This is a genomic window from Paenibacillus sp. MMO-58 (assembly GCF_037146255.1).
Classification (GTDB): Bacteria; Bacillota; Bacilli; order Paenibacillales; family Paenibacillaceae; genus Pristimantibacillus.
In genome coordinates this window covers 346303-359335 of sequence record NZ_JBBCVY010000007.1, presented here as the reverse complement: position 1 = coordinate 359335, position 13033 = coordinate 346303, and the positions used below count along the sequence as shown (strand labels likewise).

Below are 13033 nucleotides of genomic sequence, written 5' to 3'. Positions count from 1 at the left end.
ACAGATATCAATGGGGATTAAAAAAGATGACCCCTGTTCAATACAGGAATCATCTTTTGTCGGCGGCTTAACCCTTTTTTTCAAAGTGTCCTTGACGTAGGGTCCAGTTTATTGCGGGGGCCTCTTCTTTTTTCATGCTAAGGGTTACGTTTTTTCACGTGAAACAATGGCAAGAAGCTATTCCTCTTCTTCCTTCACTTCGATTTCAACGGGATTAGACGGCACCTGGAAGGTAGGACCTGCCACTTCGACTCGGAAGATGGCGACCGCCTGGTTCATGACCCTCTCTTCCGTGCTGATCTGATTGGCAACCGCGAGAAAGGTGACTTCTATCTCAGCTCCCGGAGGCAAAGTGCCAAGCGCAATCTGATCCGGCTGAACGCCGGGACGCCGCTGACCGGTTGCCCTGACGCTGCCCGCCACAAACTCTAGAGGCTCCTTGAGTATATCCGACAGCCGCAGATCAACCAAGGAGGTCTGACCGCGGTTTACAATTGTAACCGAGTAAGCAATCTGTTCCCCTACGGTCACCTCGTCGGGTGAAGCGGATTTGATTACCTCGACGGGCGGGGGAACAACCGTTGTCTCTTCCTGATCGGTTACGGGAGGAGTCTCGACGGATACGACCGTTACCGCATTCGCGATAATGCTGCCGTTCGCGGCGTTTAGCGGGACAACGTAAGACCGCTGAATCGTAATGGATTGACCCGGTCCCAGAACACCGGTCGTTTCCACAAGGCCAAGCAGCGGATCCGAAACTTGAACATTCGTTAACGGAATATTGCCCGTATTCGTTACCTTAATGGAATAGATGATTGTATCGCCTGGCGCCGCGGTTGAACGATTTGCGGTTTTGTCCACGGCAAGGCCCGGCAGGGCGGGAATAAGTACTGTTGCCGATCCCAGGACGGGGCCGGTCTGATCGGAGACGGCCGAGGCGATATTGACAATGCCGGTATTGCCTCTTGTTCCCGCAGGAACAACAAATGCGATTGGAAAGCTCCGAGATTCACCCGCCGGAAGAAGCGGTATAGTCTGATCCAGCGATAGAGTAGGATCCGTCACACGGACATTCGTCAGCGGAGCGTTCGACAGGTTCGTCACCGTTATCGTATACCGAACCGTTTCGCCCGACAGCGCGATTTCACGGTCGACGGATTTGACAAGGGCTAGCTCGTATTCTGGAGGGATAATCGTCGTAATGACTTCGTTGGATGGGATGTCGCCTACTAGGATCGGACCGCCGGTTATACTCTCGTATTGGAATTCCACAAAAGCCTGATTCCGAATAAGTCCGTCCTCCGGGTAAGAATCGACTACCGCCTGAAAAGTGACTGTAATGGTTCCGCCCGGCTCCAGAATGCCCAGGCTGATCCCGGTCAGCGGATTGCCTTCCGCCTGCGCTCCGTCAACGGTGACGCTGCCGGGCACAAACGAGGTATCGTTCGGCAGGCTGTCGAGCAGGAATACCGCGTCTGCCGCTGCCGTGCCCGAGTTGCTAACGATCACCGTATAGGTAAGCGTTTGACCTAACTCCGCCGTTTCGACATTAACGCTCTTCTCAACCGTAATCCGGGGGGAGTTGATGTCGATATAGATTCCCGCGGCGATGACGGAGTAGCCGTCATTGGACGTCCGGAGCTGGAAGGCAGCCGTTGTTTGATTGTTAGTTAACGTCTCCGAAATATCGATGTTTGTAATATCCCAGCTTTGCCGGCCGCCGACGATTTGGGTTCCGGGCTCGCCGTTAATCTGGTTCCGGTCGCCAAAGGTGCCGGAGGTGTCCAGCTGACCGCTGTCATCGTTAATTTGCGAGGCAAAAAAGTTGTTCGGGAAGTTGTTGGGACCGAACAAGATGGTCAGGCTGGCTTCATTGGGGCCGAACAGTACCTGATCGCCAACCTTGTTGGCATCGCCGTCCTGGGCGCAAAGCGCCATGCGGCCGTTAACCGGCCCTGAGACGGGTGTTGCGAATCCGGTCAGGACCGTCGTTACGGAAGGATCGCTGCCGGCGGCAATCTCTACGATGCCGACATTAAGGCTCAGGTTACGGAACGGCATATTCGTATCTTCGTAAACGACGCAAAGCGTCCAGCCGCAGTTGTTGGCCGTGCTGTTGCCCAAATCGATATCGCCGACAACGCCACCCACGGTATAGGGGCCTGCACCTCCGGCTTGCACGATAGAGGTCACATTGGCAGAGCGAAAATAGTTGTAGGTCGCGTTGCGGTAGGATACCTGCACCGTAGCCGGATCGGGCGCCACGGACAATGTCGTGCCCTGCGGCGTTGTAATGGAAACCGACTTGTCGATAAATGGCAAATAATTGTTTGTCCCGCCGCTAACCCGGTAAGTACCTGCCCACACCAGCTCTGCGTAAAGAACCGTACTTTCTTCCGGCAATCGAAGCATTGCCATGGAACTGTCTAGATTAAAGTCGGAGGTTGTTCCGGGCGGGTAGCTCCCGAACTGCAGGGTTGTATCGACAGTAATAAATGCTCCGATATAATCGCGGGTGCCGGGCACCCCTTCGGTCGAGGATCTGCTCAATCCCAGGGTATTGCCTGTAAAGGTAATCGCTCCGGTATCGTTGCCGCTGAAACGAAGAATAAATGGCATGTCATCACCGCCCATCCCCATAAATAGATAAGCCAATATATGCTCTCCGGTCGCCTATAGTGTCATATTGCGGAGGACCGATCGGCAGACCGCGGAAAAATCGATATATCCTCCTATGCTACCACTCCTTTAAGCCTAGTTACACGAGTGCAATTAGGTACTTTAGCCCCGCATATAAACTTGGAAAATTAATCTATAATGAAGGAAACATTTTTCGATATTAATCGACATATTTTCTCAGAAAAGGTGAGTTGATCTATGTTTTCTCCTTTCCAAAAGAAGAAAGAGCAGCAGCAATCGCGAGAGGATCTTGGAATAAGGAGGGACGTGGAGGAGCCTCAGGAGGAAGTGTCGGCAGGCCCTGCCAAAGCGGAACAGAATGATGAGTCTTCAGGCTCGGTTCTCATTAATAAGGGCCATTTGGACAAACGGTCGCTTGATCTCGTGTTTGCCGTTGAGCAGATGATTAAAGCCAAGCAGCATGTCGAAATGAGCCATAATGACCTGCAGGACCGGCTTGGACATGCGAATGGTCAGATTGACCGGCTGAACAGGGATTTGAAGAACCTCGGAAAAGTGATCGAGGAACGGGAAAAAAGCATTCTGGATCTGGAAAAGCGGCTTAGCGACAAGAATCTGAAGGTTGATCAGATGATGGATGACTACCGCGAGCTTCATGCCACTTTATCCGGAGAGATTGAAGAGCTTAAGAGCGTAATCGAGCTTGAGCGCCAGAACTATGCGGGCCTGCTGCAGAAACACAACGAAACAACCGCGGAAAAGAACAAGAAGATTAACGAGCTGGAGGAGAAGAATACGCGGCTGGAAGCCGAGCTCTCCCAGATGAAGCAGAAATTTGATGCCCTCCGTCAGGAGAAGACGCATCTTCTTAACATTGTAAACGACTTTACGAACCGGCTGACGTCTCCGTTTGCGCCAAACACAAGCTCTATTGATGGTGGTTCATCCGATTAAAGTCATGCCGGGAACGGGAGAAGAACGATATGGGGATGGAGACATACAGCACGCAGGTGTTGGAGCTGCTGTCTCTTGGGAGGACCTCAAGCGGTATTAGCCAGATGAAGATCGGCGTCACCCAAGATGACAAGTATGCAACCTACGTAATCGAAGTTGACGAGTTTACGTTTCTTGAACTTGAAGCACTGGGGCCATTACATGGAGACAGGATTCGAATCTCTCCTTACTCCAAGTGGGATCCTTACCGCAATTCGTATTATAGTTCTTTTATCCGAACGACGGGCAGTACCCGTGTTCCGCTATATTTTGCTTGCAGTGAAGCCTATATTGCGTTGATTAAACAAATCCGCCAAGGGGAGCTTCCGCCTGTATCGCCAGCAAAAGAAGAGCAAGTGGTTCAAGCGATCTTGATGCCTGTTCCCAACCGGCCGGATTCTAGAAGCGGCTTCGCTTCGCGTCTGCCGAAGGTTGCGGTCGCTATTCTTATTATGATAGGCCTGCTGGCCATACTTTCGATCGCTACCGGAGGCAAGGTGGACTCCGCGCGTTTGCTTGGCGGTCAAGTGGCGAAGGCCGAGGTGACAAACGACGATTCCGGCATACCGGTTGTCTATGCTTCATCCACGGAGAGCGACAAGGCAGTCACTCAGGACGCTGCCGCTGTAGTAACGGCTGAACAGCCTGTTACTGCTACTGCTCAGGATCCGGTACTGTCCGAGTCCCTTGAAGAGAAGCCGCCTTTCAAAATCATCGATATCGATGATGACAAGAAGTTTTTCGGTTTGCCGAAGCAGTATGTGGCTTTAACCTTTGACGACGGGCCGTCCAAGCTGACAAAGGATATCGTTGATATCCTGACGGAGCAGAACGTACCCGCGACCTTCCTGTTTATCGGGCAAAATGTGGCCCATCATAAAGAAGCCGTCACTTATGCAGCCGGCCATGGCATGTCCATCGGCAATCATTCCTGGGATCATAGCGTGCTCACCAAATCGACCGTGCAAGAACAAATCGAGAACTTGTCCAAAGCAAGCAAAGCGATTGAAGCGCTGACCCATAAGCCGGTTACGTTATTTCGCCCGCCGTACGGTGCGGTTAATGACGACCTCGTCTCCGCGGCCGATCAGCAGAATATGAAGACTTTACTGTGGAACCGGGACCCTGAGGACTGGAATGCAAAGACGCCGGAGGATATAACCGCATACTTCCATCATGTCGAATCCGCTGGCGGCATCTATGTCCTGCATGAAGATAAATACACGGTACAAGCGCTTCCCGCTATTATAAAATATTTAAAAGGCAAGGATTTGACGTTTGTTGCCTTCAAGTAATCATAACTTTATTTATATGGTTCGCAGCGAAGCACCCGTTTGGGTGCTTTTTTTATCCTTTTTGCAAAAAATATTTCGGATGAATGGAAGCAGCAGGTTTCGGCCTTGGAACGCAGAAAAAATTAATCTTAAGCATCGGTCGATTTATCGGTCTGCCGTTCGTTGATCCTATAGGGCCCAATACCAGCGGCTAACCATAATCTATGGGTAAAGGAGAATATCGCCATGAAATTCCTTTGTTTAGGTTATTTGAATGCGGAAAGAATGGATGCACTTCCTAAGGAGACGATCACCGAGGTCATGAGTCAATGCACGCCTCATCTTGAGGAGCTCTATGGCACGGATCAGGTTCTTATCGATGCAGGCCTCGGTACGGAAGCCAGAAGCCTGCGGCGGGCAGGCGGGAAGGTGAAGGTGCTGGACGGTCCTTTTACCGAGACGAAAGAGATGATTGGCAGCGTGTTTATTATAGAAGCAGAGAATATGGAAGAAGCGGTACGGGTGGCGTCCCTGCATCCGGCCGTGCAAGTAAATGACGGAGAGCCTTTCGAATGGGGAATCGAGATCCGACCGATTCATTATTTCAAAGGGGAAGGTTGATCGGATGATTATAAAGCCATGTACAAGGGATGAGATTAAACCACTCGTAGCGGAGTATTTGAAAGGCTTGTCTTCGCCGTTTGATTCCTTTTTGGAGGATCATATTGTTACATCCGTCTTTTATCGGATTCAAGACGGTCAGGAGGACATTGGGTATTACGCCTTGCATAACGGGGAGCTACTGACGCAATTTTACATCCGGAAGTCTTCTTTGAAGAAAGCGCAGACCTTGTTTCTTGAGGCGCTGGAACGGCATTCCGTCAAAAATTTGTTTGTACCTACCTGCGATGAGCTGTTTGTAAGCCTCGCTATTGATCAGGATTTTAAGATCAACAAGCAGGCTTACTTTTTTCAGGACAGCGGGGTGGAGATTCCGGTCAGCATGGAGAGCGATGAGGTATTCCGTCCTGCTGTACCGCAAGATCTTCCTTTAGTTCAGCAGGTATGCGGGGATTTTTTAAATAATTACGAGCAATGGCTGCATGACGGAGGGCTGTTCGTTTATTGCAAAGGAAAGAACTTGCTAGGTATTGGGGTTATGGAGCGCTCCAAGCTGCTTGACGGATTGGCCAGCATCGGAATGTTTACGAATGAAGCCTACCGGAAGCAGGGCTATGGGACAGCGTTAATCGTCCAGATGCGCAATTGGTGCAAGACTCGAGGCATAACCGCGATCTGCGGCTGCTGGTATTATAACGAGGCGTCCAAGCGCACCTTGGAGAGAGCAGGCATGGTTACGATGACAAGACTGCTTAATATAGAAGTGTCTTTAAAAGCTGAAAATGAAGCCTACAAGACAGAGAAATAACTCATGGATTCCTGAAACAGAATCGAGGAATCAGGCGTTTCCTCTTTGGCAGCCGCCGCCGTGTTGTCCAAACCCGACAAAGCCATCAGCACAAGCTCGGTCTTGGCATCGCCCCATACCCGGCGGTTAAGGAGAGCCGTGTTCCGGGCATCGGCAAGAGACTGCCGGTTTAACTTGCAAAGAAAATCGCCCCAGGCAATGATGTCAAAGTGCGGAGCATCGGTCGTAATGACGCATTCGCCCCAGCCGGTTTCCGAACCGCAGGACATGCTGAGCAGCCCGTAATGGCTGTTGTCTCTGCATAGATGATAAAGCTGAATGCCCGAAATGATGTCTGTGTTCATGGGTAACTATCCTTTCTTTACTTGCGCGTGTGAAATTAATAGAATCTTACTCCTAATAGGGCGCGCTGTAAAATAAGACAGGGATAGATTCGCGTCAAATCCGCTTAATTAACCGAATCTGGCAGGATTAGACCCGATAAACGGAAATAGCTATTCATTTTACGGTGATTATGCTTGCTAAAATAGTGCTTCTCATTTTTTTTGAAGGGAGAGAAGGAGCATTCGAGGATTTCCGTCCGATCATTTGCAGCTAAGTAAAAAGACTCCCTGCAAATAGGGAGTCTTCTTCGTTTTATTCTTTATTCCGCTTCGCCAACAAGCGTAAACCGCTCGTTCGCATGCTGCGGATTCTCGATTTCGTCCAATACGGCGATGGCATAGTCGGCATAACTCACGTAGCTTTGGCCTTGGCTGTTGACGATGACATGATCGAGACCTTTCGTATACGCACCGGTTCTTTTTCCTTTCGGATCAAAGAAGGCAGCGGGGCTGATGTACGTCCAGGTAATGGAGCTGGTATTCTTAAGCTCGTCCAGCTGTTTGCCGGCGTTAGAGGCTGTCGGATAGACGAAAGCCGGGAACTCGGGAGTATCCATCAGCTTGGTTGTCTTTTGCTCGTCGACGTAAAGGCTTCCTGCGCCGCCAACGACGATAAGCTTCGTTCCGGGTGCATCCTGCAGCGCAGCGGTCAGCGCTCTTCCGGCATCTACATAGAGATGCTCTTCGCCTTCAGGGGCTTTAAACGTATTAACCACCACATCAAAAGGCTTTAGATCCGCACCGGTCAGGTGAAAAATGTCCTTCTCCAGAATGCTGGCATTCGAATCGCTGATTTTGGATGCGTTCCTAACGATAGCCGTTACCTCGTGGCCTCTCTCTTGAGCTTCCTTCATAATCAAGCTGCCTACCTGTCCGTTAGCGCCGATAATACCGATTTTCATCATTTATTCCCTCCGAATTTTATGGATTAGTTGTGTGATTTCGCATATACTAATCTTATTTCTTTAGTTCGATTTTTTAAAGTAGTCACTATTTTATTACATAGTCATAAAAACAATACCATGGATGAAACGAGGGATTGGAATGGCTCGCAGTTCGTTTGAAGGCGAAATTCCGGAAGAGCAGATTGAAGTCTGTCCCGTTACGGAAACACAAAATGTAATAGCCGGAAAATGGAAGATCATTATTTTGTGGCATTTGCGGGAGACGCGGCGTTTTGGAGAGCTCCAGCGCCTGGTGCCCGGCATTTCGAAGGCGATACTAACCAGCCAGCTTAGAGAGCTGGAGAAGGATCAGATGGTCAATAGAGTGGTGTACCAGGAGGTACCGCCCAAAGTCGAATACTCCCTTACGGAAGCGGGGGAGCAGTTTCTTCCGATTCTCGAGAGTATGGGCGTGTGGGGCAAAAAGTATGCGGCGCGGCGCAAATAATCCTGAAACCTACTTGCCACGCTATTCGTCTGAATAGATATAAGCGGGAGGGAAGGAGCCTGGACATGCAGTTCATTCGATTAGGAAAATTAGTTCTGGTCGTCGTCGGCGTGCTTGCTGCCATGTTGATTGGATTTATTGTCTTGCGGTTTGGCGGCGCATTGTCGCAGGAAGGCAGCCCCGTGCCCATCTTGTCTGCTATAGCAAAGCTGGAGTATTCGGACAAGGATCGCATGCGGTTTCATACCACGGATAAAGGCAGCAGATATGTATCTGCCAATTCGGGACAGGACCGGTATGCGCCGGTTAAGGCCTATTTGAAGCAGTATGGCTGGGATTTCAAGGAGCAAATAGGATCCGGTCTGATGTTTGAACGAAACGGACAATCTTCTGTCATAGAGACGAGATTCTATTCGAAGCATTACTTTCTCTGGGATATTCCAAATGAAGTGATAAGCTGAAGGATTAAGAAACCACGCCAAAGTTTGGGGTGGTTTTGTTGTTTTTCTTGCGGTCCCGGTCCGGGGAAGTGGAGAATAGTTCAGGGAATGGTTAAAAAATCATGTGGAAATAGCGTCGATTATAGCTTCAAACTGTCGTATAATAGAACTAGACATTTTATCTATTTATCAACCTGTAGCATAGAAGCAGTTCATTTTTTGATCAGAAAAGATGTGTGAGAAATTTCACGAGCGTGAAACATCCTTTCTGCAAATCGAAAGGTTAAGGACGGTTAACATGAGCAAACAAACGAAAACAGACGTAATTTTGATTGGTGCCGGCATTATGAGCGCGACTTTGGGTTCTTTGCTGAAGGAACTGAAGCCGGATTGGGAAATTACCGTGTTCGAGCGGCGCGCAACGGCCGGAGAAGAAAGCTCCAACGAATGGAACAACGCAGGGACAGGACACTCTTCCCTATGCGAGCTGAACTACACTACGGAGAAGGCTGACGGTTCCATCGACATTAGCAAAGCGGTCAAAGTCAATGAAGAGTTCCAAGTATCGAAGCAGTTCTGGTCTTATCTCGTAAACAGCAATCTGATCCGTAATCCGCGGGACTTTGTTGTACCCGTTCCTCATATGAGCTTTGTGCAAGGGGAAAAAGACGTTACGTTCCTGAAGAAGCGTTTTGCGGCATTGTCCGGCAATCCATTGTTTGAAGGCATGGAATTCTCCGATGACCCTGCGAAGCTGGCAGAATGGATTCCGCTAATGATGAAAGACCGCAAGGTAAATACGCCTATTGCCGCAACCAGAATTGAGTCCGGGACGGACGTCAACTTTGGTTCTTTAACACGTATTCTGTTCAATCAATTGAAGCAGCAAAACGTGGACATAAACTATAACCATAATGTAGATGATATTAAACGTGCGAACGACGGCACGTGGGAACTGAAAGTGCGCAATCTGCAAAGCGGCAGCTCGGAGCGCATCAATGCGAAGTTCGTCTTTATCGGCGGCGGCGGCGGAAGCCTGCACCTGTTGCAGAAATCCGGCATTGAGGAAGGCAAAGGCATCGGCGGCTTCCCGGTAAGCGGTCTGTTCATGGTCTGCAAGAAGCCGGAAGTGGTGGCCCAGCACCGTGCGAAGGTATATGGCCAAGCACCGGTTGGCGCCCCTCCAATGTCCGTACCGCATCTGGATACGCGCGTTATCGACAACAAAGAGTCGCTGTTCTTTGGTCCGTTCGCGGGCTTCACGCCAAAGTTCCTGAAATACGGCTCCAACATGGACCTTATTACATCCGTTAAACCGCACAACTTAACGAACATGCTCGCGGCAGGCGCGAAAAATATGTCCTTGACCACGTACCTGATCAAGCAGCTTATGCTTTCCAAAGAGCAGCGCATGGAAGCCTTGCGCGAGTTCATCCCGAACGCGAAAAGCGAAGATTGGGAGCTGCTCGTGGCTGGCCAACGCGTACAGATTATTAAAGAAACGAATGCAGGCAAAGGCACTCTGCAGTTCGGTACGGAGGTTATCAGCGCGGCTGACGGCTCGATCGCTGCCCTTCTTGGCGCTTCGCCGGGTGCATCGACAGCCGTTTCGGTTATGCTCGAAGTGATCGGCAAATGCTTCCCGCAGCATATCAAAGAGTGGGAGCCTAAGATCAAAGAGATGATTCCGTCCTACGGAACGAAGCTTCTGCAAAATCCTGAGCTGATCCAACAGATCAATGCAACAACGAATGCGGCTCTTGGCCTCGCAGGCAAAAAACAAGCAACTAGCTCGGCGTTGGCATAACGCATGTTATATAGAAATCCTTCAATTGCCCTTTGGTCAATTGAAGGATTTTTTATTTTACCCGTAGACTTCTTCGGTTAATCTCTCGACATCGTTCATAAGATCGGGTATCCATGAGTGTGACCCGGGAATGATCTCCGTGCCGCCATAAACGAGCCATTTCAAAGTTTTGATCAGCCAGCATAATCCGCCTATCGCTACTTGCCAGTCCAGTTCCCCGGAGTCTATGTCCGTTGCTTCCTGATAGGCAAGAAGGATGTCTTTTTTAGATAGACCGCTCAAACCTTCCGCTTCTTTCATTAGGCAATATAAGTCTCCAAGATGAGGGCTTAAATAGCTATTGGACCAGTCAATCGGCATAATGCCGCCATCTTTCTGAATCAGCAGGTTTTTGGCGAAGTAATCATGATGCACGATGGTGATGGGTACGGAACGGGCGAGTCTATCCAAATGATGGGGGAGTACTTCTCTTAGTTTCAATAAACATTCCGAGTCTGCTAACCTGTCTGACCGTAACAGATCCTCCAAGAGACATAGAAAATCCTCTTTCGATACGGTGTGGGCGGCCAGGACCTCATCAGACAGTACCCGCTCGGCGTGGCCGGCTGCTTTCAAACGCAGTATCGCTAATTCTCTTGCCGCCTCAAGAAAATAAGCAGGCAGCGGCTGCTCCTCTAGATTGTGTTCACCCGCATCTTCCATGACTATTACCCCGCTGTCATGAAGTTGTTCATACTGAAAGATCGTTGGTGCTTTGATTTGTAGAGGATGGACAAGCTGTTGGTATATTCTTGCCTCGCCGGACATCTCTTTCCCGCCCCACTTTATAATCTGTGATTCCCCAGTTGCAAGCCTAACCCTATAAACCTCGGATAAGGCCCATTTTCTAAGCAAAGTCCATTGTCTAACCTCACTAAGCAGTGGAATTAATGCGTAGTAGGCGGAGAAGCATGTTGGAATCATAATGTTTTCCTCCCGATCGTTGGATTTAACGAGACTTATTTTTACATATTTAGGGAAAAAGATATAGACTTATGTTTTCCCGTCTGCTATGATGTTGAATAAGGTCTTGAAAAAAATCGGGACTCTTTTTTTATGATTTCATACAAACAAAGGCCATCCATTTGGATGGCCTTCCTTTTTATGTCTGCGCTGACGAATTGCTCTTAGGCTGATACAGCAGCTTGGTGAGCCAATTGAACTTTTTGATGCGGCAGTTGTGGAAGGCAGCAATCTTCCATTCGCCGTTTTGTCTTACCAGCACGTTGGTGTTAATGGAGTCGCGTCTTACTGGCGCTTTCTTCTGCCACCGCATCAGAACGGCTCCGGTTGCCTGGGCAATAGCTACATCCGGCGCAATAAAACGAAGCTTCATTTCCCGCAAATCCGCAATCATCTTGGATCCGCGCAGCGGGCCATCCCATAAAGCCTGATGAGCACTGTCAATCTCGCTGCGTCCCTTCAGGTGCTCACCGAAAAAAGTGACGTAGTCGGCATCCGGTGTGAAAAACTCGCTATAAGCCTTGCCGTCGCCCTGGTCCCATGCCCTGTACAGAGCCCGAAATACATTATGAATGGCTTGAATATCCTCTTGTTGACCCGGCATTGGCATCCATCCTTCCCTTCCAGACATTTCTCTTTACACTGATTATAAAATAATCCGGCAGCCAAATAATCGCCCATAGGAAGGAAGCTGCCTCAGACTTTGGTCGGGTTAGAGAGCTGGCCTGAATAGCTGCGCCCTACGCGCAGACGGTATTCCGTCGGGGAGCAGCTGGCTTCCTTGCGGAATGCCTTGGCGAAATGGTTCGTATCGGGAAAGCCGACGAGCTCGGCAATTTCCTTAATCGCAAGGTCCGTTGTGCCAAGGAGAGACTTGGCCTTCTGCATCCGTTTGCGGTTCAAATATTTGAGCGGCGAGACCGCGAAATGCTTGTTGAAATAACGGACAAGATAGTTGGGGTGAAGATGGACATGCTTCGCTAGCTGCTCTAGCGTCAGAGCTTCGGACAGATTAGCTTCAATAAAAGCTTCAATCCGCTTCAGTCTCTCGATTTCGCCAAGCCGCCCCGGCACGAATTTCAGATGCGTATCGGACTGCGAGAGGAACAAGGCGATAATCTCGAGCAGAATGGCTTTTTCCCGTATTCTCGCCAGGTAAGAGCGATTCTGATAGTGCTCTACCAGCTCCCGGAACAGCTTCATTAAGCTATCCATACGGTCGGGAGAGATGTCGAGAATAGGAGGAATCTCCAGCCACTGAAACAGATCCATTTCGCCCATCGTCGCGGTGAAGTGGCACCAATATTTTGAATAAGGACGGTCACTGACGGCGGAGTAGGATTGCGGAACGTGTGCGGGCATATGGACGAGCTGTCCGGGAACGGGGCGGTATTCCTCGTCGCCGATCTTCAGCCAGCCTTCGCCTTCGCAGATCAGATAAAATTTATTGTAGGACGGGATATAATCGAGCTCGCGCCATTGCGGCGAGCATTGGGTATAATAGGCTTCCTCCAGATGAACCTGCAGGTGCTGAAGCATTTCGTTGAGAAACTCGTGGTTAGGATTGAGCGACATGAAGCGACACCTCGAATTAGGTTAATCTAATCCCCATACAAGCTAATTTGCTGCCTATATCATATCACAAATGACCGCTAGACTAAGGTTATAAACTA

The 13033-nt window shown here is 49.8% G+C and carries 14 protein-coding genes; 8 read left to right on the top strand and 6 right to left on the bottom strand.

What is annotated here, in order from left to right; all coding sequences use genetic code 11:
- The coding region (locus WFJ73_RS33435) for an IS3 family transposase (RefSeq protein ID WP_442955964.1) at positions 1 to 71 on the top strand (71 nt) is incomplete at its 5' end.
- Between the two features lie 106 nt (positions 72 to 177).
- Here WFJ73_RS33435 and WFJ73_RS21895 read toward each other — a convergent pair.
- Positions 178 to 2655 carry a DUF11 domain-containing protein gene (locus WFJ73_RS21895; RefSeq protein ID WP_336775069.1) on the bottom strand — a complete coding sequence of 826 codons (2478 nt, stop codon included), beginning with the start codon at positions 2653 to 2655 and terminating at the stop codon, positions 178 to 180.
- 222 nt (positions 2656 to 2877) lie between these two features.
- Between WFJ73_RS21895 and WFJ73_RS21890 the strand changes: the two genes are divergently transcribed.
- The 4 genes from WFJ73_RS21890 (at position 2878) to WFJ73_RS21875 (ending at position 6336) form a co-directional block, all read left to right on the top strand.
- Positions 2878 to 3594: a hypothetical protein gene (locus WFJ73_RS21890; RefSeq protein ID WP_336775068.1), complete on the top strand. Its 717-nt coding sequence runs from the start codon at positions 2878 to 2880 to the stop codon at positions 3592 to 3594.
- Between the two features lie 29 nt (positions 3595 to 3623).
- Positions 3624 to 4928 carry a polysaccharide deacetylase family protein gene (locus WFJ73_RS21885; RefSeq protein ID WP_336775067.1) on the top strand — a complete coding sequence of 435 codons (1305 nt, stop codon included), beginning with the start codon at positions 3624 to 3626 and terminating at the stop codon, positions 4926 to 4928.
- A gap of 225 nt (positions 4929 to 5153) precedes the next feature.
- Positions 5154 to 5528, top strand: coding sequence for a YciI family protein (locus WFJ73_RS21880; protein ID WP_336775066.1), 375 nt, complete (start codon positions 5154 to 5156; stop codon positions 5526 to 5528).
- Positions 5529 to 5532: 4 nt separating this feature from the next.
- Positions 5533 to 6336 (top strand): GNAT family N-acetyltransferase, encoded by an 804-nt coding sequence (locus tag WFJ73_RS21875; RefSeq protein WP_336775065.1) that lies wholly within the window; start codon positions 5533 to 5535, stop codon positions 6334 to 6336.
- Here the strand turns inward: WFJ73_RS21875 and WFJ73_RS21870 are convergent.
- Positions 6318 to 6680 carry a hypothetical protein gene (locus WFJ73_RS21870; protein ID WP_336775064.1) on the bottom strand — a complete coding sequence of 121 codons (363 nt, stop codon included), beginning with the start codon at positions 6678 to 6680 and terminating at the stop codon, positions 6318 to 6320. The genes WFJ73_RS21875 and WFJ73_RS21870 overlap by 19 nt on opposite strands.
- A 299-nt stretch (positions 6681 to 6979) precedes the next feature.
- Positions 6980 to 7621: an NAD(P)-dependent oxidoreductase gene (locus WFJ73_RS21865; protein WP_336775081.1), complete on the bottom strand. Its 642-nt coding sequence runs from the start codon at positions 7619 to 7621 to the stop codon at positions 6980 to 6982.
- Positions 7622 to 7763: 142 nt separating this feature from the next.
- On the opposite strand from WFJ73_RS21865, the gene WFJ73_RS21860 reads away from it, so the two are divergent.
- The 3 genes from WFJ73_RS21860 to WFJ73_RS21850 all read left to right on the top strand — a co-directional run bounded on the left by WFJ73_RS21860 (position 7764) and on the right by WFJ73_RS21850 (position 10358).
- Entirely contained in the window at positions 7764 to 8111 is a 348-nt protein-coding gene (locus tag WFJ73_RS21860; protein WP_336775063.1) for a winged helix-turn-helix transcriptional regulator, read from the top strand.
- 65 nt (positions 8112 to 8176) lie between these two features.
- Positions 8177 to 8572, top strand: a complete 396-nt coding sequence (locus tag WFJ73_RS21855) for a hypothetical protein (protein ID WP_336775062.1) — start codon at positions 8177 to 8179, stop codon at positions 8570 to 8572.
- Positions 8573 to 8783: 211 nt separating this feature from the next.
- Positions 8784 to 10358 (top strand): malate:quinone oxidoreductase, encoded by a 1575-nt coding sequence (locus WFJ73_RS21850; protein WP_336775061.1) that lies wholly within the window; start codon positions 8784 to 8786, stop codon positions 10356 to 10358.
- Between the two features lie 57 nt (positions 10359 to 10415).
- Here WFJ73_RS21850 and WFJ73_RS21845 read toward each other — a convergent pair whose 3' ends face one another.
- From WFJ73_RS21845 to WFJ73_RS21835, 3 genes are all read right to left on the bottom strand, one after another.
- The gene (locus tag WFJ73_RS21845) at positions 10416 to 11321 is read right to left on the bottom strand and encodes a phosphotransferase (protein WP_336775060.1); all 906 of its coding nucleotides are present in this window, start codon (positions 11319 to 11321) and stop codon (positions 10416 to 10418) included.
- Between the two features lie 178 nt (positions 11322 to 11499).
- On the bottom strand, positions 11500 to 11964 hold the full coding sequence (locus tag WFJ73_RS21840; RefSeq protein WP_336775059.1) for an SgcJ/EcaC family oxidoreductase: 465 nt from the start codon (positions 11962 to 11964) through the stop codon (positions 11500 to 11502).
- Between the two features lie 92 nt (positions 11965 to 12056).
- Positions 12057 to 12935: a helix-turn-helix transcriptional regulator gene (locus tag WFJ73_RS21835; protein ID WP_336775058.1), complete on the bottom strand. Its 879-nt coding sequence runs from the start codon at positions 12933 to 12935 to the stop codon at positions 12057 to 12059.
- Between the last annotated feature and the right edge of the window lie 98 nt (positions 12936 to 13033).